General features: G+C 72.2%; 26 protein-coding genes and 1 tRNA gene. 17 read left to right on the plus strand and 10 right to left on the minus strand.

The features are described from left to right. Positions 1 to 12 precede the first annotated feature (12 nt). Together D3272_RS14430 and D3272_RS14435 are read left to right on the plus strand one after the other, a co-directional pair. A complete protein-coding gene (locus D3272_RS14430; protein ID WP_129219895.1) occupies positions 13 to 900 on the plus strand; it encodes a branched-chain amino acid ABC transporter permease in 888 nt (295 codons plus the stop codon). Then, entirely contained in the window at positions 897 to 1901 is a 1005-nt protein-coding gene (locus D3272_RS14435; protein ID WP_428977992.1) for a branched-chain amino acid ABC transporter permease, read from the plus strand. Before D3272_RS14430 ends, D3272_RS14435 begins: the two co-directional genes overlap by 4 nt. Positions 1902 to 1949: 48 nt before the next feature. Here D3272_RS14435 and D3272_RS14440 read toward each other — a convergent pair whose 3' ends face one another. Next, on the minus strand, positions 1950 to 3617 hold the full coding sequence (locus D3272_RS14440; protein WP_129219896.1) for a GMC family oxidoreductase: 1668 nt from the start codon (positions 3615 to 3617) through the stop codon (positions 1950 to 1952). Between the two features lie 38 nt (positions 3618 to 3655). Further along, positions 3656 to 4771, minus strand: a complete 1116-nt coding sequence (locus tag D3272_RS14445; RefSeq protein WP_129219897.1) for an NADH:flavin oxidoreductase/NADH oxidase — start codon at positions 4769 to 4771, stop codon at positions 3656 to 3658. Positions 4772 to 5169: 398 nt separating this feature from the next. On the opposite strand from D3272_RS14445, the gene D3272_RS14450 reads away from it, so the two are divergent. Together D3272_RS14450 and D3272_RS14455 are read left to right on the plus strand one after the other, a co-directional pair. Then, a complete protein-coding gene (locus tag D3272_RS14450; protein ID WP_129219898.1) occupies positions 5170 to 6096 on the plus strand; it encodes a sulfotransferase family protein in 927 nt (308 codons plus the stop codon). 105 nt (positions 6097 to 6201) lie between these two features. Then, positions 6202 to 7068: a M90 metallopeptidase family protein gene (locus D3272_RS14455; protein WP_129219899.1), complete on the plus strand. Its 867-nt coding sequence runs from the start codon at positions 6202 to 6204 to the stop codon at positions 7066 to 7068. A gap of 13 nt (positions 7069 to 7081) precedes the next feature. Here D3272_RS14455 and D3272_RS14460 read toward each other — a convergent pair whose 3' ends face one another. After that, complete coding sequence (locus D3272_RS14460) at positions 7082 to 7291, minus strand: hypothetical protein (RefSeq protein ID WP_129219900.1); 210 nt, start codon at positions 7289 to 7291, stop codon at positions 7082 to 7084. A 142-nt stretch (positions 7292 to 7433) separates the two neighbouring features. On the opposite strand from D3272_RS14460, the gene D3272_RS28200 reads away from it, so the two are divergent. The 4 genes from D3272_RS28200 (at position 7434) to D3272_RS14485 (ending at position 10278) form a co-directional block, all read left to right on the plus strand. Next, positions 7434 to 8174 (plus strand): nuclear transport factor 2 family protein, encoded by a 741-nt coding sequence (locus D3272_RS28200; protein WP_165361357.1) that lies wholly within the window; start codon positions 7434 to 7436, stop codon positions 8172 to 8174. A gap of 67 nt (positions 8175 to 8241) precedes the next feature. Then, positions 8242 to 8751 carry a YybH family protein gene (locus D3272_RS14475; RefSeq protein ID WP_129219901.1) on the plus strand — a complete coding sequence of 170 codons (510 nt, stop codon included), beginning with the start codon at positions 8242 to 8244 and terminating at the stop codon, positions 8749 to 8751. Positions 8752 to 8812: 61 nt separating this feature from the next. After that, the gene (locus D3272_RS14480) at positions 8813 to 9814 is read left to right on the plus strand and encodes an SDR family oxidoreductase (protein ID WP_129219902.1); all 1002 of its coding nucleotides are present in this window, start codon (positions 8813 to 8815) and stop codon (positions 9812 to 9814) included. After that, positions 9811 to 10278 carry a DUF3429 domain-containing protein gene (locus D3272_RS14485; RefSeq protein WP_245496577.1) on the plus strand — a complete coding sequence of 156 codons (468 nt, stop codon included), beginning with the start codon at positions 9811 to 9813 and terminating at the stop codon, positions 10276 to 10278. Before D3272_RS14480 ends, D3272_RS14485 begins: the two co-directional genes overlap by 4 nt. 6 nt (positions 10279 to 10284) lie before the next feature. Here D3272_RS14485 and D3272_RS14490 read toward each other — a convergent pair whose 3' ends face one another. Then, the gene (locus D3272_RS14490) at positions 10285 to 10863 is read right to left on the minus strand and encodes an invasion associated locus B family protein (RefSeq protein WP_129219903.1); all 579 of its coding nucleotides are present in this window, start codon (positions 10861 to 10863) and stop codon (positions 10285 to 10287) included. 148 nt (positions 10864 to 11011) lie between these two features. Here D3272_RS14490 and D3272_RS14495 point away from each other — a divergent pair, with 148 nt between their 5' ends. From D3272_RS14495 to D3272_RS14515, 5 genes are all read left to right on the plus strand, one after another. Next, a complete protein-coding gene (locus D3272_RS14495; protein WP_129219904.1) occupies positions 11012 to 11824 on the plus strand; it encodes a phosphate/phosphite/phosphonate ABC transporter substrate-binding protein in 813 nt (270 codons plus the stop codon). Between the two features lie 148 nt (positions 11825 to 11972). Beyond that, on the plus strand, positions 11973 to 12470 hold the full coding sequence (locus D3272_RS14500) for a DUF3429 domain-containing protein (RefSeq protein WP_129219905.1): 498 nt from the start codon (positions 11973 to 11975) through the stop codon (positions 12468 to 12470). A gap of 52 nt (positions 12471 to 12522) precedes the next feature. Further along, complete coding sequence (locus D3272_RS14505; protein WP_129219906.1) at positions 12523 to 13002, plus strand: TspO/MBR family protein; 480 nt, start codon at positions 12523 to 12525, stop codon at positions 13000 to 13002. A gap of 20 nt (positions 13003 to 13022) precedes the next feature. After that, positions 13023 to 13850, plus strand: a complete 828-nt coding sequence (locus D3272_RS14510; protein ID WP_207210218.1) for a class I SAM-dependent methyltransferase — start codon at positions 13023 to 13025, stop codon at positions 13848 to 13850. 23 nt (positions 13851 to 13873) lie between these two features. Further along, on the plus strand, positions 13874 to 14560 hold the full coding sequence (locus D3272_RS14515) for a dihydrofolate reductase family protein (RefSeq protein WP_129219907.1): 687 nt from the start codon (positions 13874 to 13876) through the stop codon (positions 14558 to 14560). A gap of 34 nt (positions 14561 to 14594) precedes the next feature. Here the strand turns inward: D3272_RS14515 and D3272_RS14520 are convergent, their stop codons facing one another. From D3272_RS14520 to D3272_RS14530, 3 genes are read right to left on the minus strand one after another with little or no spacing between them, the layout of a single operon-like run. Then, positions 14595 to 15365 carry an L-iditol 2-dehydrogenase gene (locus D3272_RS14520; protein WP_129219908.1) on the minus strand — a complete coding sequence of 257 codons (771 nt, stop codon included), beginning with the start codon at positions 15363 to 15365 and terminating at the stop codon, positions 14595 to 14597. 53 nt (positions 15366 to 15418) lie between these two features. After that, positions 15419 to 16696 carry a D-tagatose-bisphosphate aldolase, class II, non-catalytic subunit gene (locus tag D3272_RS14525; protein WP_129219909.1) on the minus strand — a complete coding sequence of 426 codons (1278 nt, stop codon included), beginning with the start codon at positions 16694 to 16696 and terminating at the stop codon, positions 15419 to 15421. After that, the gene (locus D3272_RS14530) at positions 16693 to 17643 is read right to left on the minus strand and encodes a tagatose kinase (protein ID WP_129219910.1); all 951 of its coding nucleotides are present in this window, start codon (positions 17641 to 17643) and stop codon (positions 16693 to 16695) included. The genes D3272_RS14525 and D3272_RS14530 overlap by 4 nt, the downstream gene beginning before the upstream one ends. Before the next feature lie 159 nt (positions 17644 to 17802). On the opposite strand from D3272_RS14530, the gene D3272_RS14535 reads away from it, so the two are divergent. After that, the gene (locus tag D3272_RS14535; RefSeq protein WP_129219911.1) at positions 17803 to 18069 is read left to right on the plus strand and encodes a hypothetical protein; all 267 of its coding nucleotides are present in this window, start codon (positions 17803 to 17805) and stop codon (positions 18067 to 18069) included. A 40-nt stretch (positions 18070 to 18109) separates the two neighbouring features. Here D3272_RS14535 and D3272_RS14540 read toward each other — a convergent pair whose 3' ends face one another. Further along, positions 18110 to 18589 (minus strand): hypothetical protein, encoded by a 480-nt coding sequence (locus tag D3272_RS14540; RefSeq protein WP_129219912.1) that lies wholly within the window; start codon positions 18587 to 18589, stop codon positions 18110 to 18112. 650 nt (positions 18590 to 19239) lie between these two features. Beyond that, positions 19240 to 19324, minus strand: a tRNA-Leu gene (locus D3272_RS14545). A 122-nt stretch (positions 19325 to 19446) separates the two neighbouring features. Here D3272_RS14545 and lipB point away from each other — a divergent pair. Together lipB and D3272_RS27350 are read left to right on the plus strand one after the other, a co-directional pair. Then, positions 19447 to 20265, plus strand: coding sequence for a lipoyl(octanoyl) transferase LipB (gene lipB / locus D3272_RS14550; protein ID WP_129219913.1), 819 nt, complete (start codon positions 19447 to 19449; stop codon positions 20263 to 20265). Then, entirely contained in the window at positions 20262 to 20408 is a 147-nt protein-coding gene (locus D3272_RS27350) for a hypothetical protein (RefSeq protein WP_165361358.1), read from the plus strand. The genes lipB and D3272_RS27350 overlap by 4 nt, the downstream gene beginning before the upstream one ends. A gap of 24 nt (positions 20409 to 20432) precedes the next feature. Here the strand turns inward: D3272_RS27350 and D3272_RS27355 are convergent, their stop codons facing one another. After that, positions 20433 to 20900, minus strand: coding sequence for a hypothetical protein (locus D3272_RS27355; protein ID WP_165361359.1), 468 nt, complete (start codon positions 20898 to 20900; stop codon positions 20433 to 20435). 195 nt (positions 20901 to 21095) lie between these two features. Between D3272_RS27355 and D3272_RS14560 the strand changes: the two genes are divergently transcribed. Beyond that, the gene (locus D3272_RS14560) at positions 21096 to 21533 is read left to right on the plus strand and encodes a RidA family protein (protein ID WP_129219915.1); all 438 of its coding nucleotides are present in this window, start codon (positions 21096 to 21098) and stop codon (positions 21531 to 21533) included. The last annotated feature ends 1 nt before the right edge of the window (position 21534 follow it).

A 21534-nucleotide genomic window follows, 5' to 3' on the forward strand; every position in this document is an offset into this window, starting at 1 on the left:
CGGAGAGCCGACGTGCACACCATCCTCGGCATCCCCACCCAGGTGCTGTTCGGCCAGCTGACGCTGGGACTCATCAACGGCGCCTTCTACGCCCTGCTGAGCCTCGGCCTCGCCGTGATCTTCGGCCTGCTCAACATCGTCAACTTCAGCCACGGCGCCCTCTACATGATGGGCGCCTTCGCCGGCTACCTGCTGCTGAACCTCCTCGGCGTGAACTATTGGGGGGCGCTGGTCCTCGGCCCCGTCATCGTGGGGGCCTTCGGCATGGTGCTGGAACGGCTGATGATCTCGCGCCTCTACAGGCTCGACCCGATCTACGGGCTGCTGCTCACCTTCGGCCTCGCCCTCATCATCCAGGGCCTGTTCCGCAACGCCTACGGCGTGTCGGGCCTGCCCTATGCGGCCCCGCCGCAGCTCACCGGAGCCGTGAACCTCGGCTTCATGGTGCTGCCGATCTACCGCGGCTGGGTCATCGTGGCGTCGCTGACGGTGTGCCTCGCCACCTGGTTCACCATCGAGCGGACCAGCCTCGGGGCGACGCTGCGCGCCGCGACCGAGAACCCCGTGATGGTGTCGGCCTTCGGCATCAACGTGCCGCGCCTCGTCACCCTCACCTACGGCTTCGGCGTCGGGCTCGCCGCGCTGGCGGGCGTGCTGGCGGCGCCGATCTATTCGGTGAACCCCAACATGGGGTCGGACATCATCATCGTGGTCTTCGCCGTGGTGGTGATCGGCGGCATGGGGTCGATCCTCGGCTCGGTCGTCACCGGCTTCGCGCTCGGGCTCTGCGAGGGGCTGACCAAGGTGGTCTACCCGCAGGCCTCCGCCACCGTCATCTTCGTCATCATGATCGCCGTGCTGATGGTCAAACCCAACGGCCTCTTCGGGAGGGCAGCGTGAACCGCAGTGAAGCCGCGGCAGCCCCGGTCGCCGCTCCGGTGCCGACCGCCGGGCACGCCGGGTCGCCGCGCCGCGACGACGGCGCGCTCCACGCCATGCTGTTCGCCGGGCTGGTGGCGGCGCTGCTCGTGGCGCCGTTCCTCGCCTATCCGGTCTTCGTGATGCGGGTGATGTGCTTCGCGCTCTTCGCCTCGGCCTTCAACCTCCTGCTCGGCTACGGCGGGCTCCTGTCCTTCGGCCATGCCGCCTATTTCGGCCTCGCCAGCTACGTCTGCGCCTTCGCGGCGCGGAGCTGGGGCGTCGATCCCGTGGCCGCCATCCTGCTCGGCACGCTGGCCTCGGCGGCGCTCGGCGCCGTCTTCGGCGCGATCGCCATCCGGCGCCAGGGCATCTACTTCGCCATGATCACCCTGGCCCTGGCTCAGATCGTGTATTTCGCGGCGCTGCAGGCGCCCTTCACCGGGGGCGAGGACGGCATCCAGGGCGTGCCGCGCGGCCGCCTGCTCGGCCTCGTCGACCTCGCGCCGGACGCGACGCTCTACGGTCTCGTGCTGGTGGTGTTCGTCGCCGGCCTGCTCGCCATCTACCGCATCGTCCACTCGCCCTTCGGCCAGGTTCTGCGCGCCATCCGGGAGAACGAGAGCCGGGCGCTGTCGCTGGGCTATCGGGTGGACCGCTACCGCCTCGCCGTCTTCACCATGTCGGCGGCGCTGAGCGGGCTCGCCGGCGCCACCAAGGCCCTGGTGTTCCAGCTGGCCTCGCTGACCGACGTGCATTGGACCATGTCGGGCGAGGTGGTGCTGATGACGCTGATCGGCGGCATGGGGACGATGTTCGGTCCGACCGTCGGGGCGCTGGTCTTCATGGCGCTGGAGTTCTACCTCGCCTCCATCGGCTCCTGGGTCACCGTGGTGGAGGGCGCGGTCTTCGTCGTCTGCGTCCTGGCCTTCCGGGAAGGGGTCGTGGGCGTGCTGGCGCGGCGGCTGGGCCGGCCGCTGTAGCGGCCCCCCGGCCCGCCGCCCCTCGTCACTCCGCCCCTTGCCCCTACGTCAGCGGGCGTCGGCCAGCATCATCTCGGCGCCCTTCTCGGCGATGCCCGCCGTCGGCGTGTTGGTGTTGCCCGACGTGATGGTGGGCATGATGGAGGCGTCGATCACCCGCAGCCCCGCGATGCCGAACACCCGCAGCCGGGCATCGACCACGGCCTCGGGTTCGTCCGGCGTCCCCATCCTGGCGGTGCCGACGGGGTGGAAGATCGTGGTGCCGATGTCGCCGGCCGCCTTGGCCAGCGCCGCGTCGTCGTCGCCCACGGCCGGGCCCGGCAGGTATTCCTCGGGCCGGAACCGCGCCATGGCGGGCTGGGCCATGAGGCGCCGCGTCGCCCGGATGGCGTCGGCGGCGACGTGGCGGTCGGCTTCGGTCGACAGGTAGTTGGGCGCGATCGCGGGCGCGGCCGCGGGGTCGGCCGAGCGGGGCCGCACCGTGCCGCGCGAGGTCGGCCGCAGGTTGCAGGCGCTGACCGTGATGGCGGGGAACCGGTGCAGCGGCTCGCCGAACCGGTCGAGCGACAGCGGCTGCACGTGGAACTGGATGTTGGCGCGGTTCTGTTCCGGCCCGGACCGCATGAAGATGCCGAGCTGCGAGGGCGCCGCCGTCAGCGGGCCGCGGCGGCGGAACGCGTAGTCGAGCCCCATCAGGGCGCGGCGCGGCAGGTCGTGGTAGCTTTCGTTCAGCGTGCGGGTGTTCGAAACCTTGAAGATGGCGCGCTGCTGCAGGTGGTCCTGCAGGTTGGCCCCGACGCCGGGCCGCGCCAGCACGGTCTCGATGCCGACCGGCGCCAGCCAGTCGGGCCGACCGATACCGCTGAGCTGCAGGATCTGCGGCGAGCCGATGGCGCCCGCCGCCAGCACGACCTCGCCGCGCACCCGGGCCTCGACCTCGCGCCCGTCCTGCCTGTAGCGCACCCCGACGGCCCGGCCTTCGGCGACGAGGATGCGCTCCACCATGACGCCGGTCTCGAGGCGCAGGTTGGGGCGCTTCAGCGCGGGCTTGAGGAAGCCCCGGGCCGCCGACCAGCGCCGGCCCCGCTTCTGGTTGACGTGGAAATAGCCCGCGCCCTCGTTGTCGCCCGTGTTGAAATCGGGGATCGCCGGCACGCCGAGCTCGCCCGCGGCTTCCCGCACGGCGTCGAGGATCGGCCAGGAAACGCGCGCCTCCTCGATGCGCCATCCCCCGCCCGCGCCGTGATGTTCGCCGTCGCCGAGGAAATGGTCTTCGAGCCGGCGGAAACACCCCACCATGTCGGACCAGCCCCAGCCGGGCAGGCCCATGGCACGCCAGCCGTCGTAGTCGGCCGCCTGCCCCCGCATGGAAATCATGCCGTTGATGGCCGAGCAGCCGCCGATGACCTTGCCGCGGGGGTAATGCAGGGCGCGGCCGTTGAGCCCCGGCTCCGCCTCGGTCCTGAACATCCAGTCGGCGCGCGGGTTGCCGAGGGCGAAGAGGTAGCCGACCGGGATGTGGAACCAGATCCAGCTGTCGCGACCCCCGGCTTCGAGCAGCAGCACGCGCCGCCGCGGGTCCGCGGACAGGCGGTTCGCCAGGATGCAGCCCGCCGTTCCGGCACCCACCACGACGTAGTCGTAGTCCCCGTCGATGCGCTCCACGGCCGCCCTCCCGTTCAGCGCGCGGTCGAGCGCGCGCCCTTCCGCGATCATAGGGGAAACCGGGGCCGCGGGGGAAGCGGCCCCCGCCTTCAACGCTGGCCGAAGCTCGCGTCGCGGAACAGGTCCTTGTAGGCGCGCGGCTGCGAGCGCCAATATTGCTTCGGCGCCCGCACCTGGGCGCCGAGCGCCGCCGCGGCGTGCCAGGGCCAGCGCGGGTCGTAGAGCATGGCGCGGGCCAGCGACACGGCATCGGCGTCCCCGCCCGCCACGATGGCCTCGGCCTGTTCGGGCTCGGTGATGAGCCCCACCGCCATGACGGGGATCGAGACCGCACGCTTCACGGTCGCGGCGAAGCCCACCTGGTAGTTGGGGCCGATTGCGATGGCCTGGTGCGGCGACACGCCGCCCGACGACACATGCACGGCGGCGCAGCCCCGCGCCTCCAGCTGGCGCGACAGCGCCACCGTGCCGTCGACGTCCCAGCCGCCCGCCACCCAATCGCTGGCGGACACGCGCATCCACACCGGCATGTCGGCCGGCACGGCGGCCCGGACCGCGTCGAAGACCTCCAGCGGGAAGCGCATGCGGTTCTCGAGGCTGCCGCCGTAGGCGTCCGTGCGCCGGTTGGCCAGCGGCGACAGGAACTGGTGCAGCAGGTAGCCGTGGGCGCCATGCAGCTCGATGCCGTCGAGGCCGAGCCGTGCCGCGCGGGCGGCGGCGGCGGCGAAGTCGCGCTTCACCCGGTCGAGCCCGTCGCCGTCGAGCGCCGTCGGGGGCCGTTCCCCCTCGCCGTGCGGCAGGGCCGAGGGCGCCTCGGTCTGCCAGCCTCCGGGCGCGTCCGGGGCGATCTGGTCGCCGCCGTCCCAGGGCGCCCGGCTCGATGCCTTGCGTCCCGCATGGGCGAGCTGGACGGCGACCGGCATGGGCGAATGGCGCCGCATCGCCGCCAGCACCCGCCCGAGCGCGGCCTCGGCGGCGTCGGAATAGAGGCCGAGGTCGGCGGGGGTGATGCGGCCCTCGGGCGACACGGCGGCGGCCTCGGTGATGAGCAGGCCCGCGCCCGACAGGGCCAGCGTGCCGAGATGCATGGTGTGCCAGTCGGTGGCGCAGCCGTCCTCGGCGGAATATTGGCACATGGGCGCCACGACGATGCGGTTCTCGAGGGCGAGCGCCCCGAGCTGCAGGGGTTGGAACAGGTGGCTCACGGGGTCGACCTCGGGGTGGCGGGGCGGGAAGCACGGGGCCGTCGAGGGCGGTCCGGCGCGGAGGCGAGGGACGGCCGGACGGCGCGCCCGGCGGCACCATACGCCGGGGAGCGCGTCCGGCGCAGCCCGGTCACGGCGGTGTCGGGCGGTGGGGCGCCCTCCGTCCGGCAGCTTCGGCCCCCTCGCGCGGTCCGCCCCGGCGGCGCCGGGACGCGTCGAGCGGGGTCGCCGCCGCGGGAGCAGCGCTGCAAACGTCAACGCCGTCGCCGCGGTGCGGGATCGATGCGCCGGTCCGAAATGTCCCGCCCGGCCGACCCCGCCGGTCCACCCTCGACATCCGCCGCCCCAGAGGGCATGGACACGGGCAGAATCCGTCCGACCAGACTGCAAAGCACCCTATGAACAACGGCATCCACTTCCTGTCCGGCCTTCCCCGCTCCGGATCGACGCTGCTCGGCGCGCTGCTGAAGCAGAACCCGAAACTGCATTCCGGCATGTCGAGCCCGGTCGGCGCCCTGATCGGCCGCGTGCAGGGCGCCATGGGGCCGCGCAGCGAATTCGCCTCCATGATCGGCGACAAGCAGCGCCGCGACATCCTCCAGGCGGTGTTCGAGGGCTTCTACAAGGACGTGCACGGCGCCAAGACCGTGATCGACACCAACCGCGCCTGGTGCGCCAAGCTGCCGCTCATCCACGCGCTCTATCCCGACGCCAAGATGATCGTCTGCGTGCGCGACCTCGTCTGGATCGTCGACAGCTTCGAGCGCGTGCTGCGCAAGAACGCGCTCGGCGTCTCCAAGATGTTTCAGCAGAAAGACGCCCTCACGGTCCACACCCGGGTCAACTCGCTGGCCTCCCCCGGCGGCACGGTCGGCTTCGCCTGGAACGCCACGCAGGAAGCCTTCTACGGCGAGTTCTCCGACAAGCTGATCCTGGTCGACTACGAGGCGCTGTGCCGCGAGCCCCAGCGCACCATGGAGCTGATCTACGCCAAGCTCGGCCTCGAACCCTTCGAACACGACTTCGAGAACGTCGTCTATTCCGAGGGCGACAGCTTCGACGCCGACCTCGGCGTGCCGGGGCTGCACACGGTGGGGCGCAAGGTGCGCTTTTCGGAGCGTCCCACCATCCTGCCGCCCGAACTCTACGAGCGCTTCTCGGGCCGGAACTTCTGGCGCCGGCCGGGCGGCAACCCGCGCGGCGTCGAGGTGATCCTGCCCTCGGTCCCCAAGGATGGGCCGCGCCGCCCCATGGCGCCGAACCCCGGCATGAACCAGGGCGGCCGCATGGGCATGGGCCGCATGCGCCCGCCCGCCGGAGCCTGACCGGCCCGGGCGCTACCGGACGCTCACCCGCCACTTCCGTCCACGGCCCTCTCGGTGCTACAGCATGGGCGGGCGCGTCGAACTGCGGATGACGGGATGCGACGCTTGACGATATGGGGCACGGCCGTGGCGATGGCCGTCCTCGGGACGATGCCGGCAGCCGCGGCGGAGCCGGGGATCACCCCTGTCCAATACGGCGGCCCCATGATGGGTGATCCCATGATGGGCGGGCCGATGATGGGTGGCCCCGGCTACGGCATGCCCGATGGCGACCCGGGTCCGGGGCCCTTCATGGATCCGGGCCCCTACGGCGGGAGCCCCGATGGCGGGGGGTTCCAAGGCGGAGGCCCCTACGGTGGCGGGCCGGCCCGGCGCCGAGCCAGCCGCGGCCCCATGGGTCCGTTCCGCAGCTACCACGGCTTCCGCATCGACGTCGGCGGGGCCGAAGGCCGGATACGCCTCGACGGTGCCATCGCGGCCGTGCACGACCAGATCGACATCGTGGACCGGTCCGGCGTCGGCCCCGCCATGCTGGCGCGGTTCCGCGCCGTGCCGATCCGCATCTCGGTCAGCTTCGCGGGCGGCGGCAGCCACTACAGCGGCGGGTCGGAAGTGACGTTGGGATCGCTGCAGGCGAACGACACCCGGCCCGTGCTGCTGCACGAATACATGCATGTGCTCGAATACAGGACCTTCCCGGGCGGCTTCCGCAACGCGACGGTGCGCCGCTTCTTCGACGAGGCGCGGGCGCGCGGCCTGTACCCGCCGGAGGCCTACATGATGTCGAACCCCGCGGAGTTCTTCGCCGTGACGGCGAGCTGCTTCCTCAACGGCACGGTGGCGCGCGACCCCTACACGCGGGACACGATCCGGACGCGGCAGCCGGATTACTACGCCTACCTGTCCCGCCTGTTCGGCCCGCGGCCCGACAGCGCCGCCGTGGGCACGACGGCCGCCGTCGCGGCACGGTGACGGCGGGCCCGGATCAGCCGGCCGGTTTCGCGCCGGCGTCCAGCATCGCCACGACCTCCTGCGGGGTCTCCTTCACGGGCACGATGCGGGCCGCGTCCTTGTCGACCGCCGTGGTCAGCAACACGGCGCCGCCGGTCTTGTTGGGGGCGATCACCACGACCTGGTCCATGTTGACGTGGATGGTCACGCCGGTGTTGGCCTGGGTGAGCCGAAGAAATCGCATGCCGCAACGGTCCCGTTCGAGGCCGGCCCACGGGCCGGCGTGATCTGGGGCCGCTTATGCGCGCGGCATCCCGCTGCCGCAAGGCGACCGAAACCGTCCCGCATCGCCGGACGTTGACGACGAGACTGGAAAGGGCCGAACCATGACGGGCGACAAGCAGCACGACGCCACGACCGAATTCAACGAGGCGCTGGCGGCGGGCTTCACGGCGCGAAACTTCGACGGCCTTGGGCCCTTCTACACGGAGGATGCCCGCATCCTTCCGCCCCGGGGCAAGTTCCTCGACGGGCGCACGGCCGCCAGCGGCTTCTGGCGGGGCGTCGCCAACCGCTTCGCCTCCGCGACCTTCACCACCGTGGACCTGAAGCCGCTCGGCGACACCGCGCGGCGCGAAGCCGGCACCTACGTGATGGCGACGGCCGACGGCACGCCCACGGACGGCAAATACGTCTTCGTCTGGCAGCTCGTCGATGGGGAATGGCAGATCGAGAGCGCCATCTGGAACCGCAACGGCGAACCGGCGGCCGGCGGTCGTCGACCCGGGCAGGGCCAAGGCCAAGGCCAGGGTCAGCGCCAGGGCAGCGGCCGGGGCCAAGGTGGCGGACAAGGCGGGGGACAGGGCGGCGGGCCAGGCGCCGGACAGGGGGGTTATCGCCAGGGCGGCGGCTACCGCCAGGGCGGAAACGGCGGCCCAGGGGCCGGCGGCGGCTATCGGCAGGGAGGCGGACGCCCGTCGTTCCAGGCCGGCGGCGGCGGGGCCGGCGGCCCGCGGCGGGGACAGGGCGGGGGCGGCCAAGGCGGCGGCAATCAAGGTGGGGGCGGTCAAGGCGGAGGCGGCCTCTACGAGGGCAACGGCGGCCTTTACAACGGTCAGAAGGACTGAGCCGCCCTCGCGCGCCTCGTCGGGGCCGGCGCGGGCCGGCCGTCACCACCACATCGGAACCAATCGCATGCGGAAACTCTTGATCGCCCTCCTACTCTGCGGCGCGGCAGCCCCTGCCGTGGCGCAGGACGTCTCGGGCGCGCGCGAAGCCAGCGGCAAGTTCACGGCGGCCTTGGCCAGCGGCGACGCCCAGACGGCTGCCTCCTTCCTCACCGATGGCGCCGTGGCGCTGCCGCCGGGCCGCGGCCCCATCAACGGCAAGGCCCAGATCCAGCAGTTCCTGGGCAACATGACCCGGGCCGTGAAGAACCTGAAATACACCACCGACGACCTGCAGCCGATCGACGACAACACCGCCCGCGAGGTCGGCACCTTCGCCTTCAAGATGCAGAACAACACCGTCGACGGCAAATACCTGCTGATCTGGACCAAGGTCGGCGGTGACTGGAAGGTCGCCGCCGACATGTGGAACCGCAGCGCCACCGGCGGCAAGGGCGGCCGCGGCGGCGGTCGCCAGGGCGGGACGGGTGCCGGCGGCCGGTCCGGCGGTGCCGAGGGTGCCGGCGACGCCGAGTGACGCCGGAGCGCGGCGGCCGAACAAGGCACGGCGCCGCGCGTTGAGCGCGGCAGGAGGCGCCATGCTCATCACACTCAAGCCGCTGTCGGACCAGACCGTGGTCATCACCGGCGCGTCGAGCGGCATCGGGCGCGTCACCGCGCGGGAAGCGGCCCGGAGGGGTGCGCGGGTCGTGTTGACGGGGCGCGACGAGGCCGCGCTGCGCGACCTCGCCGAGGAGATCGCCACCCACGGCGGCGCGGCACGCCACCTCGCCGCCGACGTGGCGGATCGCGACGCCATCGAGGCCGTGGCGGCGCTCGCCCGCTCGGCCTTCGGCGGCATCGACACCTGGGTCAACAACGCCGGCGTGGCGCTGTTCTCGCGGCTCGAGGACACGGTGGAGGCCGATGCGCGCCGCCTCTTCGACACGAACTTCTGGGGCACGGTGCACGGGTCGCTGGCGGCGTTGAAGACGCTGAAGCAGACCGGCGGCGCGCTCGTCAACGTCGGCAGCGTCGTGGGCGACTTCGGCGTGCCGGTGCAGGGCATGTATGCCGCCAGCAAGCATGCCGTGAAGGCCTTCACCGACAGCCTGCGCATCGAGCTCGAAGCCGAGGGCGCGCCCGTGTCGGTGACGCTGGTCAAACCCGCCGCGGTGGCGACGCCGATCGTCGACAACGTCGGCAACACGACCGGGCGCGAGGCGCGTCTTCCCGCGCCCCATTACGCGCCCGAAGAGGTGGCGCATGCCATCCTCTACGCCGCCGAACACCCGCAGCGGGACATCTACGTCGGCGGCACCGGCCGGCTGATGTCGTTCCTCGCCCAGGCGGCACCCCACCTCGCCGACAAGGTCAGCGCGCGCTTCGGCGAGGACGCCCAACTCGGGGCCCCCCAGGTGACGCCCGGCGGCAACCTCCACGCGCCCGGCGAGCACCGCGAGGCTTCGGGGGAGCGGGGCCGGCGCAGCCTCTACACCAGGGCCACGCTGGACCCGAACTCGCCGGTCGCGGCCGCGACGGCGGCGAGCGGCGCCCTGTTCGACCTCGCCCTGTCGATCCTGGCGCCGAGGAAGCGGTGAGCGACGCCGCCCCGCCCGAAGCTGCGGCCGAAGCCGGACGGGCGCTGCCCTTCGGCCTCGGCCTCGCTGGCCTGATCCCGTTCTGGGCGCTGGCGGTCGCCCGCGTGACCGGCTGGCCCCCGGGCCTGCCGCCCGGCACCATCGACGTGCTGCTGGCGACCTACGCCGCCACCATCCTGTCCTTCCTCGGCGGCATCCGCTGGGGCGCGGCGCTGCGGCCGCCCGGCGGCGTTCCCGTCGCCACCGACTACGTGTTCGGCGTGCTGCCGCAACTCTTCGGCTGGGGGGCGCTGTTCCTGCCCGGACCCTGGCGCTTCGCGGCGCTGGGCCTCGGCATCCTGGTGCTCGGCCCCATCGACCGCAACCTCGTGGCGCGGGGGCTGGCGCCCGCCTGGTTCGGTCGGCTGCGGATGATCCTCAGCCTCGGCGCCGGCGCGGCCCTGCTGCTGGCGGCCGTGGCGTGAGCCGGGCTATTGCTGCTTGGCGAGGGCGTCGAGCGCCTGGGCGAGGCCGCGGAACGACACCGGCAGCGTGACGTCGCGGTTCACGCCGTCCTTGTAGGTGATGCGCCCCTGCCCGGTCTCGCCGCGCCAGCGCCGCGCCGCCTCGTCCGAGGACGCGGCCTCGGCGAAGCAGCCCACCGGGAGGCAGCGACGCCAGTTCAGCTCGATGCCGGCCGGGTCCTTGTCGCCCGCCGACACCTTGACGCTGCTGGGAAACCACACGTCCACCGGCAGGACCACGACGAGCTTCAGCGGGTCCGTGGCGCCGGCATGTCCGAAGGCGATCTGCGCGACCGCGACCTGCTGGTTGGGCAGCTGCACGGTCTGGACGGCTTCGCAGATCCGCGCGGCCTTGTCGCCGCTGCCCTTCTCGCAGCGCGCCGTCCAGTCCCCGAAAGTCGCCGTGGTGACGGACGGGTCGGCGGTGACGGGCGGCGGCGGCGCGGGCTTGGCGGTGTCGGCCGCGGCCGGCAGGGCCGAGAGCGCGGGCAGGGCCAGGAGGGCGAGCAGGACGGAGAGGACCGGCGCTCCGGCGGCGTGACGCATGGTTGAGACTCTTCCCCGGAACCGCTGTGATGCGCTCCGCCTATAGAACAGGACGGGCGTGCGCCAAACTGTTTCGGCCCGGCGCCGCCCCTTTCCACCGGCGCGGGCGCGGCGCTACCCTCCGAGCCTCGCAGCCGGAGCCCGCGGCATGTCGCCGATCGCCAATGCCCGCATGTATGCGGTGACGCCCGAGGCCGAAGCCGCCTGGGAAGCCCTGTTCGCCCGCGTGGCGGCCGACGCCGGCGTGCCCCTGGCCTATGAGGCTCATCCGGCCCCGAAGCCCCTCGACCTGCTGTGGCGACGGCCCGACCTCGGCGCCGCCTTCATGTGCGGTTTTCCCATCGCGCTCGGCCTCGCCGCGGTCGTGCCGCTGGCCGCCCCGGTGCCGGACGCGCCCTGGGCCGGGGGGCGCGGCCTCTACCGGTCGGATTTCGTGGTGCGGGCCGAGGCCCCCTTCCGGCGTCTCGAGGACACGTTCGGCGGCACGATCGGCTGGACGGTGGCGCATTCCCATTCGGGCTTCAACGCGCCTCGCCACCACCTGCTGCCGTTCAGACGGGCCGCTGGGGCGCCGCTCTTCAGCGCCAGCCTCGGCGACCTCGTGACGGCGCGGGCCATCGTGGATGCCGTGCTGGACGGGCGCATCGACGTCGGCCCGCTCGACGGCTACTGGCACCTGCTGTTGCGCCGCCACCGGCCCGACATCGCCGACCGCCTGCGGATCGTGGCCTCGACCGACGTGGCGCCGCTGCCGGCGCTGGTGGCGGCGCCGGACCTCGGCGCCGACGGGGCAGAGGCGCTGCGGCGGGCCTTTGCCGACGCGGCGGCCCGGCCCTGGTTCCCACCGCTGGCGGAAGCGCTGTGCCTCACGGGCTTCGTGCCCGTCACCCGCGCGGATTACGGCCCCACCCTCGCCTGGGCGGCCGAGGCCGAGGCCGCCGGCTACCCGGCGCCGGGCTGAGGGGCCGTGAACGGTCGCCCGCGTCCCCGGAGCCGACGACGAGTCTTCGGGCGGTTGAGGGGGCATCCCGGCCCAAGTCCGATCCCGTCACGGCTCGGGGACGCCGCCGCCGCGCAACATCGCCCCGCTCCCGCGCGTTGCAGGTGCCATGACCGACCGCGCCCCCTCCTCCGTCACCTTCACGCTGACGGAACCCGCCGAGACGCCCTGGCTCGGCGTGTTCTTCGGCTATATCGCGATGGTGCCGTTCGTCATCGGCGTCCTCGCCTTCTGGCTCGCCGCCGAGCCCTGGCGCGGCGCGGCGCTCGCCATCACGCTGTTGTGGGGCTGCGCCATCCTGACCTTCCTGTCGGGCGTCCGCCGCGGCGTGTCCTTCCGCACGCCGGGCGGCGTCACGGCCGGGCAGATCGTCACTATGCTTTGGCTGTTCTGCCTGGGCTTTGCCGCCATCGTGCTGACGGCCGTGGCGCTGCCGTTGGCCGCCGCCGTGCTGCTGCTGCTCGGCTACATCAGCCTCGAAGTCTTCGACCCCATGGCGGCCCGCAAGCTCGAAGCGCCGCTCTACTTCGCCCGCCTGCGCCCGGCGCAGATGGCGATACCGGTGGTCTGCCTCATCGGCACGATCGTGCTATTGATCGGGCGGTGATGCCCTGCCGCGGGACCGCATCGGCGGCGCGCCGGCGCCGGGAGACGAGGCCATGCAGATGAATTCGGGACTGGCCTTGGCGGGCTTCGTCCTCGCCGCCCTCGCCGCCGCCTCGAGCGGCGTGGTGTTCAGGCCGGGCGCCTGGTACCTGACCCTGCGCAAGCCGGGCTGGACGCCGCGACCCTGGGTCTTCCCCGTGGTCTGGACGCCGCTCTATATCGCCATCGCGCTTTCGGGCTGGCTCGCCTGGCGCGAGACTGGGCTCTTCGTCCTGCCCTTCGCCGCCTACGGCGTGCAGCTGCTGCTCAACGCCGGCTGGTCGGCCGTCTTCTTCGGCCTGCACCGGCCGGACCTCGCCTTGGGAGAGATCGTCCTGCTGTGGCTGTCCATCCTCGCCACGATCGTCGGCTTCGCCCCGGTCAGCGCCGCCGCGGCCTGGCTGCTGGTGCCCTATCTCGCCTGGGTGACGGTGGCGGCGCTCCTCAACGCCACGGTCTGGCGGCTCAACGCCGACACGCTGGCGAGGGTCTGAGGTCCACCATGGTCCGCCGCATGCGTTCCGCCCTCGCCTCCGCCCTGCTCCTGGTGTCGGTCGGGGCCGCCCCGGGGCAAGAAACTCCCGCGGCGCCCGACCCGGCGCTGCAGGCCGCCGTCGCCGGCCCGGCCCGCAACCCGCGCTTCCTGTCGCGCGACGCCGCGCGCCATCCGGTCGACGAACTCACCTTCTTCGGCCTGACCCCCGGCATGACGATCGTGGAGCTGTGGCCGATCGGCGGCTACTGGACCGAGATCCTGGCGCCCTACCTCCGAGACGGTGGCGGCACCTACGTGGCGGCGCTCGAGACGCAGCCCGCCGGCAGCCCGGAGCGCGACGCCGCCACCAAGCGCGGCGCCTATTTCACGCGCCGTCTGGCCGAGGATCAGGACCTCTTCGCCGGCGTGAAGCTGGCGACGCTCGGGCCCGGCACGGAGAACATCGTCCCCCCGGGCTCGGCCGACCTCATCCTCAGCTACCGCGACCTGCACCTGTGGATGAAGCAGGGCTTCGCCGAGGAAGCGCTGGTCGATTGCTACAAGGCGCTGAAGCCCGGCGGCATCCTGGCGCTGGTGGACCACCGCGGCAACCGGGCCGGAGAGCAGGACACCCACGCGGCGGACGGCTACGTGCGCGAGGACTATGCCAAGGGCCTGGCGGAACTGGCCGGCTTCGCCTTCGTGGCCGCCTCGGAGATCGAGGCCAATCCCAAGGACACGGCCGACTGGCCCCACGGCGTCACCACGCTCGGCCCCACCTTCGCGCTCGGCGCGCAGGACCGGGAGCGCTACGCGGCCGTCGGCGAACCCGACAACTTCGTCCTGAAGTTCCGCAAGCCGCAGTGATTCCGGCCCGGAGAGACCCGACCATGAAGCCCCACGTCACCGTCCACATGATCACCTCGGTCGACGGCCGCATCAGAACCAGCCGCTGGAGCCCCTTCGAGGGACGCGGCGAGTACGAGAAGGTACACGACCTGCTCGACGGCGACGCCTGGATGTGCGGCCGGGTGACGATGAGCGGCTATGCCCGGGGCGAGCCCTATCCCGCCGCCGCCGAGACCCTGCCCCGCACCGACCATATCGCGCGGCGCGACGCGCCCGGCTATGCGGTGGCGCTCGACGCCTCGGGCAAGCTTTGCTGGGGACGCGACGCCATCGACGCCGACCACCTCGTCGTGGTCGTGTCGGAGGACGTGTCCGACGGCCACCTCGCCGGGCTGCGCCGCGACGGCGTCTCCTACGTGTTCGGCGGCCGCGGCGCGATCGACTTCGCCCGCGTGCTCGAGACGCTGAACCGCGAGTTCGGCATCCGGCGCCTGCTCGTCGAGGGCGGGGGCGGCATCAACGGTTCCCTGCTCAAGGCCGGCCTCGTCGACGAGCTGTCGCTGCTGCTCGCCCCGGCGGTCGACGGACTCGCCGGGGGGCCGGCCCTGTTCGACTACGACGGCGCGGCGGAGGACGAGACCCCGAAGGGCCTGCGGCTGAGCCTCGTCTCCTCCCAGCCGCGCGAGGGCGGCGTGATGTGGCTGCGCTACCGGGTGGACAGGGGCTGAGCGCCGCGCCGCGAACGGCGCGGCGCCGCGGGCCTCAGCTCATCCAGTTGCCGCCGTCGATGTTGTAGCACTGCGCCACGATGTAGTCGGCGTCCTTGCTGGCCAGAAAGGTCGCCAGGCCCCCGATCTCGTCCGGACGGGCCATGCGGCCGAAGGGGACGGAGGCGCCCACCGTGCGCTTCTTCTCGCCCGGCTGGAGGTTCTCGTATTTGGCGAACATCGCGTCGACGTGGTCCCAATGCTCGTTGTCGACGACGCCGGGCGCGATGGCGTTGACGTTGATGCCGTGGCGGATGAGGTCGAGCCCGGTGCTCTGCGTCAGGCTGATCACGGCCGCCTTCGACGAGCAGTAGATCGCCACCAGCGGCTCGCCGCGACGGCCCGCCTGCGAGGCGAAATTGATGATCTTGCCGCCGCGGCCCTGCACGATCATCTGCCGGGCGACGGTCTGCAGGGTGAACAGCAGCCCCTCGACGTTGACGGCGTAGACGCGCCGGTAGCTTTCCCGCGTGATCTCCATCGTGGGCGCGAGGTCGAACAGGCCGGCATTGTTCACCAGGATGTCGACCCCGCCGTATTCGGCGACTACGCGGGCCACCAAGGCGTCAATGGAATCCTGGTGCGTCACGTCGAGCTGCAACCCGAGGGCCCGGTGGCCCAGCGCCTGCGCCACCGCCTGGGCGCCGGCATGGTTGAGGTCGGCGATCACGACCCTGGCGCCCTCGGCGTGATAGCGCTCCGCGATGGCGCGGCCGATGCCGCGCGCGGCCCCCGTGACGATGGCGACCTTGCCGTCGAGCTGCATGGCGTTTCTCTCCTGTGGCGGCCGGCCGGTGGCGGGCCCGGTCTGGGATTGGTTCAGGCGCAGGCGGCGCTGTAGGGGGCGAGCGCGGCCCGCACGGCCGCGACCAGCAGGTCCCGCGCGACGGGGCGCACGGCGCCGTCGCGCACCCCGTCCCAGAGCCGGGGCAGGTATTGGCTCACCAGAGTCTCCGGGATGGGCCGGTCGCCGAGCCGCGCCATGAGGGCGTCGACGGCGGCCTGCGCGTCGGGGTGGGGCCAGTAGTAGCGGATGCGGTCGCTGTAGGAGAAGTGGCGCTGGGCGACGAGGTCGGCGCCCTCGCCATCGTAATAGCGACGCCAATGGCCGGGCTCGGCGAGCATCAGGCGATCCATGGCGTCGCGCAGCGGCGTCGCGCCCGGCTGCGGCGCCACGACATCGGCGACGTGGTCGAGCCCGTAGAGCGCTTCGCGCAGCGCGAAGGTGAGGCCGGGCCCGACCTTGAGGATGGCGAAGCCGTCGTCGACCAGCGCCCGCAGGGCGGCGGCCGACTGGTAGTCGGTCGAATGGGCCTCGAACACGAATTGCGGCAGGCGCTCCAAGGCGGCCGCGAGGTCGCGCGCCGCCGCCGGGTCGTAGCCGATGACGTCGGCGTGGCCGAACTCGACGCCCGGCTGCACCACCACGCCGATGGCGCGGCCGAAGGCCCCGGACAGGCCGGCCGCCGCGAAGGCCGCGCGGTGGACCTCCACGGTGGCGAACGCCGCCTCGGGGCGGGTCGCCTCGAGGTGGTCGAGCGCATGGGTGGCGCCGCCCGGCACCGGCACTTCGGTGCCGATGACGTAGACGGGCGGCGGCAGGCCCGCTTCGGCGACGGCGCGCTCGGCCGCCCCGGCGAGCCGCGCCGCCCGGGCCGCCGTCTGTTCATCGGCGAGCGCCGCGGGCTCGCCGTGGCAACCCATGGACGTGTCGAGGTGGAGCTTGGAGAAGCCGGCCGCCGCATAGGCGGCGATCATGGCCTCGGCCTTGGCCATGGCCTCCTCGGCCGGCTTGGCGCGCCAGGGGTTCGGCCCGAGGTGGTCGCCGCCGAGGATCAGCCGCGCGGGGTCGAAGCCGACCCGCGCCGCGATGCCGAGCACGAAGTCGCGGAACCCGGCCGGCGTCATGCCGGTGTAGCCGCCGTCCTGGTTGACCTGGTTGCAGGTCGCCTCGATCAGCACCGGCGCGCCGTCGGCGATGCCCTGAAGCAGCGCCGCCTCGATGGCCAGCGGATGGGCGGTGCAGACCGAGGTGATGCCGACCCGCGTGCCGGCATGGCGCAGGCGGGCGATGTCGGCGATGCCGTCCGGGGTCATCGGGCGCGCTCCTGCGTCGTGGCCAGGAAGGCGTCGAGCTCGGCCCGGGTGGAGGCGCCCTCCATGGGGCCGCGGCGCGTCACGGCGCGGGCGCCGGCGGCGGCGGCGTAGCGCAGCGTTTCGGCGGGCGGGTGGCCGCGCAGCCAGAAGACCACGAAGGCGGCGCCGAAACAATCGCCGGCGCCGGTCGGGTCGAGCTCCTCGACCGGGAAGGCCGCCTGGCTGAAGCTGCCGTCGGCGTCGTGGTAGTCGGCCCCGGCGGCGCCGCGCTTGACCACCACGGCCCGGACGCCGCCCGACAGGATCTCGGCCACGGCGCCGGCCTCGTCGCCCGCGCTGGCGAAGAGCAGCAGTTCGGGCCCGCTCGGCAGGAACAGGTCGCAGCGCGCCAGCAGCGCCGTCAGCGCGGCCCGCATGCCCGGCAGCGCCAGGAGTTCGCGCCGGATGTTGGGATCGAACGAGACCGTGCCGCCCTTGCCCTTGATGGCGGCGACGGCCTCCTCGGTGGCCGCCACCACGGCGGGGGAGAAGAGCGACGAGCCCATGACGTGGAGGTGGTCGGCCCCGGCGATCAGGGCGCGCCCGGCAGCGTCGAGCGCCAGGCCGCCGTTGGCGCTGTGCCGGATGTTGAAGACGAAATCGCGGTCGCCGTCGTCGCGGTAGCGCACGAAGGCGCTGCCGGTGGCGGCCTCAGGGTCGACCGCGATGGCCGAGACGTCGACGCCGTCGGCGGCGAGGCGGCGCGTGTTGATCCGCCCGAAATCGTCGTCGCCGACGCGCCCGATCATGCCGCAGGGCTGGCCGAGGCGGCCCACCTGGTCGATGAAGATGGCGGGCGCGCCCGATGGGAAGGGGCCGACCAGCGCCAGTGGTTCGAGGAAGCCGCGCCCGGGCTGCGTCGCCATGACCTCCACGACGATTTCACCGATGGTGACGATCTTCTTCATGAGGTCCCGCCGCGCCTGCCGCAGGGAGCGCATAGCCGCAGCGGCGGGCGGGCGTCAAATGCCGCCCGGGCTCGGCCGGCCCCGGCCGGACCGCCCCATGCAACGACGGCGAGCGTCGTGCGTTGAATCGACGGAGACTGTCGCAGGGGAGACGATCGCATGTCGAGAATGAACGTCCTGGCCGTCGCGGTGATGCTGGCGGCCACGGCGGGAGCCGGATCGGCCCTGGCCGCCACCGCCCACAATTCGCAGGCCGGCTCCTTCGGCCCCAACAAGCATACCTGCGAGCCGACGCCGTATTTCCAGGCCGGCGGCTGCCTCACGTCGTTCTTCACCGGCCAGGACGACGGCTGGGTCGAGCCCCGCACGGAGCGGTATCGGGAGCGCTATCAGGAGCGCCGGCCCCTCCGCCCGCTCGACCGCTGATCCGGTCCGGCGCCGCGCCCCGAGGGTCGCGGCGCCCGCCTCACTTCCAGGTGGTCGGGTTGAAGATGTCGTCGCTGGCGCCCTGCGACAGCAGGTCGACCACGGCCCGCAGCCGTACCGCGTTGAGGCCTTCCATCTCAGTGCGCTGGTTGAGACTGATCTGATCGATCTTGCCATCCTGAGTATGCACGGCAAAGTAGGAAGCGTTGCTGTCGTTCTTGACCAACAGGTTCAGCAGCGGCGCCTTCGCACTCTGTTCGGGCGTCACCGAATAGGAGATGAAGGCATAGAGGTTGGTCTTGTCGTCGGAAATGTTGAAGTTGACCGGGCTGCCGGCGGCTTCGATCGTGACGGTCGAGCCCTTGACGGTCGGCTTGAAGCCCATGGCGACCAGTTGGGTCTTGAGCTTGTCGACATCCGGATTGGTGACCTCCTGAGCCGGGGCGGCGGTGGCCGCCATCATCAGGAAGGACAGGGCCGCGAGGGCGACGGGGAAGTGTGTGGCGGAGCGGAGAATCATCGTCGGTCCCGGTTGCAAGCGGGCTGGATGGCCCGGTGGATGGAGCAGTTCTGGTCGAGAGATGCCCCTGCGAGGCAGAATGGCCCTTGCGGGGCGGCGCCTCCATCGCAGAGGCGTGGATGGCACCAGTTGGGCGCGGGCCCGCCGCCGCGATCGACACCCGATTGCATCCACGCCGGATCGCGCAGCGCTCGCGGTGCGCAAGACGGGATGTGGGCGATGCCGCCCATCGAACACGAGAATGACACCGTTCCGCCCCCAGAAAGTGCGGGGAATCTATGTCACTCCCACGTTGTCTTTTCAAGCCGGGATCTCAATCGCCGATTTCACCGCCCGTCGAGCCGGTCGCACGGCCTTCGGCATGCGGAGGACACCGCATTCGCACGAGGCGATGGACGGGGCATCCGCCATCGGTGTCGCGGCCCGGCACGATCGGCGGCACGCCCGCGTGGAGGTGTGACATCGGCCGACGCCGTAGGAGTTCGTTGCGGCGAACCATCCATGTCGGCTATCGCGGATGTCGGCCGTCGCCGATGTAGGCTGTCGCGGCTGTCGACCCCGCCTGCCACTCAGCGTGAGCGTTCGAACCGACTGCCTCGAAGGAGGACCAGGCCACCCGATGCGGGGCTGTCCTGTCGAGGGAGGGTCACTGGTGCGGCCAAGAGGACTCGAACCTCCACTGGTTTCCCAACTAGCACCTCAAGCTAGCGCGTCTACCAATTCCGCCATGGCCGCGACCGTGTCGCTCCGGGTCGAGCCCGGGGTCGGCGAGGCCCGTCAACTAACAAACCGGGCCGGGGCTGGCAAGCGCGATTGTGACGTGTTTTCGCTTTCGCCGACCGGGGCTATGGTGGGCCATGCCCGAAACGACGCGCGAGCCTGCTTCCGACACCCCGCCGGCCGGATCCCGCCGGACCGACCGCGCCGGCTTCCGCGCCCCGCCCGGCAGCCCGCCGGTCGAGTGGGCCGTGGCCGACGGGCCCGTCGCCTACGCGGAAGCGGTGGCCGCCATGGAGGCGCGCGTCGCCCGCATCGCGGCCGGCACGGCGGCCGAGCGTATCTGGCTGGTGGAACATCCGCCGCTCTACACGGCCGGCACGTCGGCGCGGGACGGCGATCTGCGGGCGCCGCGGTTCCCCGTGCACAGCACGGGTCGCGGCGGGCAATACACCTATCACGGGCCGGGGCAGAGGGTCGCCTATGCCATGCTGGACCTCAACCGGCGCCGGCCGGATGTGCGGGCCTTCGTGGCGGCGCTCGAGGCCTGGATCATCGGCACGCTGGCGCGGCTGAACATCCGCGGCGAGCGGCGGGACGACAGGGTCGGGGTGTGGGTGGCGCGACCCGACAGGCCGGCCGGCCTCGACGGCACGCCCGCCGAGGACAAGGTCGCCGCCATCGGCATCCGGCTCAAGCGCTGGGTCAGCTTTCACGGCATCTCGGTCAACGTCGAGCCCGACCTGTCGCATTTCGCCGGCATCGTGCCCTGCGGCATCGCCGAAGCCCATTACGGCGTGACCAGCCTCGTCGATTTGGGTCATCCCATCGCGATGGCGGAGTTCGACGCCCTGTTGCGGGCAGAGTTCGAGGCCGTGTTCGGGCCCACGGCGGCCCCCGGCGCGGAACTTGCGGACACGGCTGCCGTTGCACGCTTCTCTGGGGAGGGAAACCGATGAGCGAACGCCCGACACGCCTCGACAAGACAGATGCCAGCGCCGGTAAATCCGGGGTCGGCGTGCGCTACGTGCTGATCGGCGGCCTCGTGCTCGTCATCGTGCTCTTCGCCGTGATCGCGCTGGTGATGAGCCACTCGGGCTGAGGCGCGGAGCGCGCGCCGCCGGCCTCAGGCGGCCCGTCGCAGCGGGCGCGAGACGGCGCCCTCGCCGCGCGACACGCCGGGCCAGCCCGCCACCGCGCGGGCCTTGACGGCGCCGGCGAACCAGGACGGCAGGCTCTGGGCCTCGTCGATGACGTTTACCAGGACGGCGAAGGCCGCCGGCGTCCGGGTCATGTCGACCTGGGCGAGGAGCCACTCAGCCTGGCCTTCGTCGAGGCGGCCGGTCGGCCGCTCGCCCCACACCACGTGGTCGGTCACCGCCTGCACGAAGAAGGCCGTCCAGGCCTCGCAGCGGCTCAGCGCGGCGCGCTCGAGGTCGAAGAGCGCCTCGGCTTCGGTCCGGTCGAGCGAGCCGTCGGCGAAGAGGTGGCGGTGCAGCGAGGCCACGTCGGCGGCGGAAACGCCCGAGGACCCGACCGCGATCTCGACGATATTGGCGGACAGTTCGGCCTGGATTGCGCTCTCGATCATCATGGTGCTGCGTCCTTCTGTTATCTCGACTTTGGCCGCTGGCGATTGCCGGAATATGAACGGCAAGTGATCGGAATTCGGCAAGGTTAAGCTGGCGGCAAAGCGCAACGTGACCAGATCGTTGCTTTCAAGTTTCGTTGACGATACGGTTTCGGTGGCCCTGCCCGATTCGCGGCGGCCGGGATCGGGGAGAGCGGCATGCCGGAGCGGCGGTGGATCTCGTCGGGCTCGCGGTTCGAAGCCGAGATGGGCTACAGCCGGGCCGTCGTGGACGGCGACTGGGTCTTCGTGTCGGGCACGACGGGGTTCGACTATGCGGCCGGCACGATCGCCGAGGACGTCGTGGCGCAATGCGAGCGCGCCCTCGACAACATCGCGGCGGCATTGTCGGCCGCCGGCTTCGACTTCGGCGACGCGCTCCGGGTACGGTACATCCTGCCCCGGGCAGAGGATTTCGCGTCCTGCTGGCCGGCGCTGCGCGCGCGGTTCGGCGCCGCCCCGCCGGCCGCCACCATGCTGGTGGCAGGCCTGGCCGACCCGCGGATGAGAATCGAGATCGAGTTCACGGGCCGTCGTCGCGGTGCGGAAGCACCCGCCCTGCGAGGTCCGGAAAGCGATCGCGGGATGCCACCGTGAC

Origin of the sequence: Lichenibacterium ramalinae, from assembly GCF_004137085.1 — a bacterium.
Taxonomy (GTDB): domain Bacteria; phylum Pseudomonadota; class Alphaproteobacteria; order Rhizobiales; family Beijerinckiaceae; genus Lichenihabitans; species Lichenihabitans ramalinae.

Coding starts and splice junctions, on each gene's coding strand:
- D3272_RS14440 (WP_129219896.1), bottom strand. CDS start 3,617: ATGATCGCGGAAGGGCGCGCGCTCGACCGCGCGCTGAACGGGAGGGCG.
- D3272_RS14450 (WP_129219898.1), top strand. CDS start 5,170: ATGAACAACGGCATCCACTTCCTGTCCGGCCTTCCCCGCTCCGGATCG.
- D3272_RS14460 (WP_129219900.1), bottom strand. CDS start 7,291: ATGCGATTTCTTCGGCTCACCCAGGCCAACACCGGCGTGACCATCCAC.
- D3272_RS28200 (WP_165361357.1), top strand. CDS start 7,434: ATGACGGGCGACAAGCAGCACGACGCCACGACCGAATTCAACGAGGCG.
- D3272_RS14475 (WP_129219901.1), top strand. CDS start 8,242: ATGCGGAAACTCTTGATCGCCCTCCTACTCTGCGGCGCGGCAGCCCCT.
- D3272_RS14480 (WP_129219902.1), top strand. CDS start 8,813: ATGCTCATCACACTCAAGCCGCTGTCGGACCAGACCGTGGTCATCACC.
- D3272_RS14490 (WP_129219903.1), bottom strand. CDS start 10,863: ATGCGTCACGCCGCCGGAGCGCCGGTCCTCTCCGTCCTGCTCGCCCTC.
- D3272_RS14495 (WP_129219904.1), top strand. CDS start 11,012: ATGTCGCCGATCGCCAATGCCCGCATGTATGCGGTGACGCCCGAGGCC.
- D3272_RS14500 (WP_129219905.1), top strand. CDS start 11,973: ATGACCGACCGCGCCCCCTCCTCCGTCACCTTCACGCTGACGGAACCC.
- D3272_RS14505 (WP_129219906.1), top strand. CDS start 12,523: ATGCAGATGAATTCGGGACTGGCCTTGGCGGGCTTCGTCCTCGCCGCC.
- D3272_RS14510 (WP_207210218.1), top strand. CDS start 13,023: ATGCGTTCCGCCCTCGCCTCCGCCCTGCTCCTGGTGTCGGTCGGGGCC.
- D3272_RS14515 (WP_129219907.1), top strand. CDS start 13,874: ATGAAGCCCCACGTCACCGTCCACATGATCACCTCGGTCGACGGCCGC.
- D3272_RS14520 (WP_129219908.1), bottom strand. CDS start 15,365: ATGCAGCTCGACGGCAAGGTCGCCATCGTCACGGGGGCCGCGCGCGGC.
- D3272_RS14525 (WP_129219909.1), bottom strand. CDS start 16,696: ATGACCCCGGACGGCATCGCCGACATCGCCCGCCTGCGCCATGCCGGC.
- D3272_RS14530 (WP_129219910.1), bottom strand. CDS start 17,643: ATGAAGAAGATCGTCACCATCGGTGAAATCGTCGTGGAGGTCATGGCG.
- D3272_RS14535 (WP_129219911.1), top strand. CDS start 17,803: ATGTCGAGAATGAACGTCCTGGCCGTCGCGGTGATGCTGGCGGCCACG.
- D3272_RS14540 (WP_129219912.1), bottom strand. CDS start 18,589: ATGATTCTCCGCTCCGCCACACACTTCCCCGTCGCCCTCGCGGCCCTG.
- lipB (WP_129219913.1), top strand. CDS start 19,447: ATGCCCGAAACGACGCGCGAGCCTGCTTCCGACACCCCGCCGGCCGGA.
- D3272_RS27350 (WP_165361358.1), top strand. CDS start 20,262: ATGAGCGAACGCCCGACACGCCTCGACAAGACAGATGCCAGCGCCGGT.
- D3272_RS27355 (WP_165361359.1), bottom strand. CDS start 20,900: ATGATGATCGAGAGCGCAATCCAGGCCGAACTGTCCGCCAATATCGTC.
- D3272_RS14560 (WP_129219915.1), top strand. CDS start 21,096: ATGCCGGAGCGGCGGTGGATCTCGTCGGGCTCGCGGTTCGAAGCCGAG.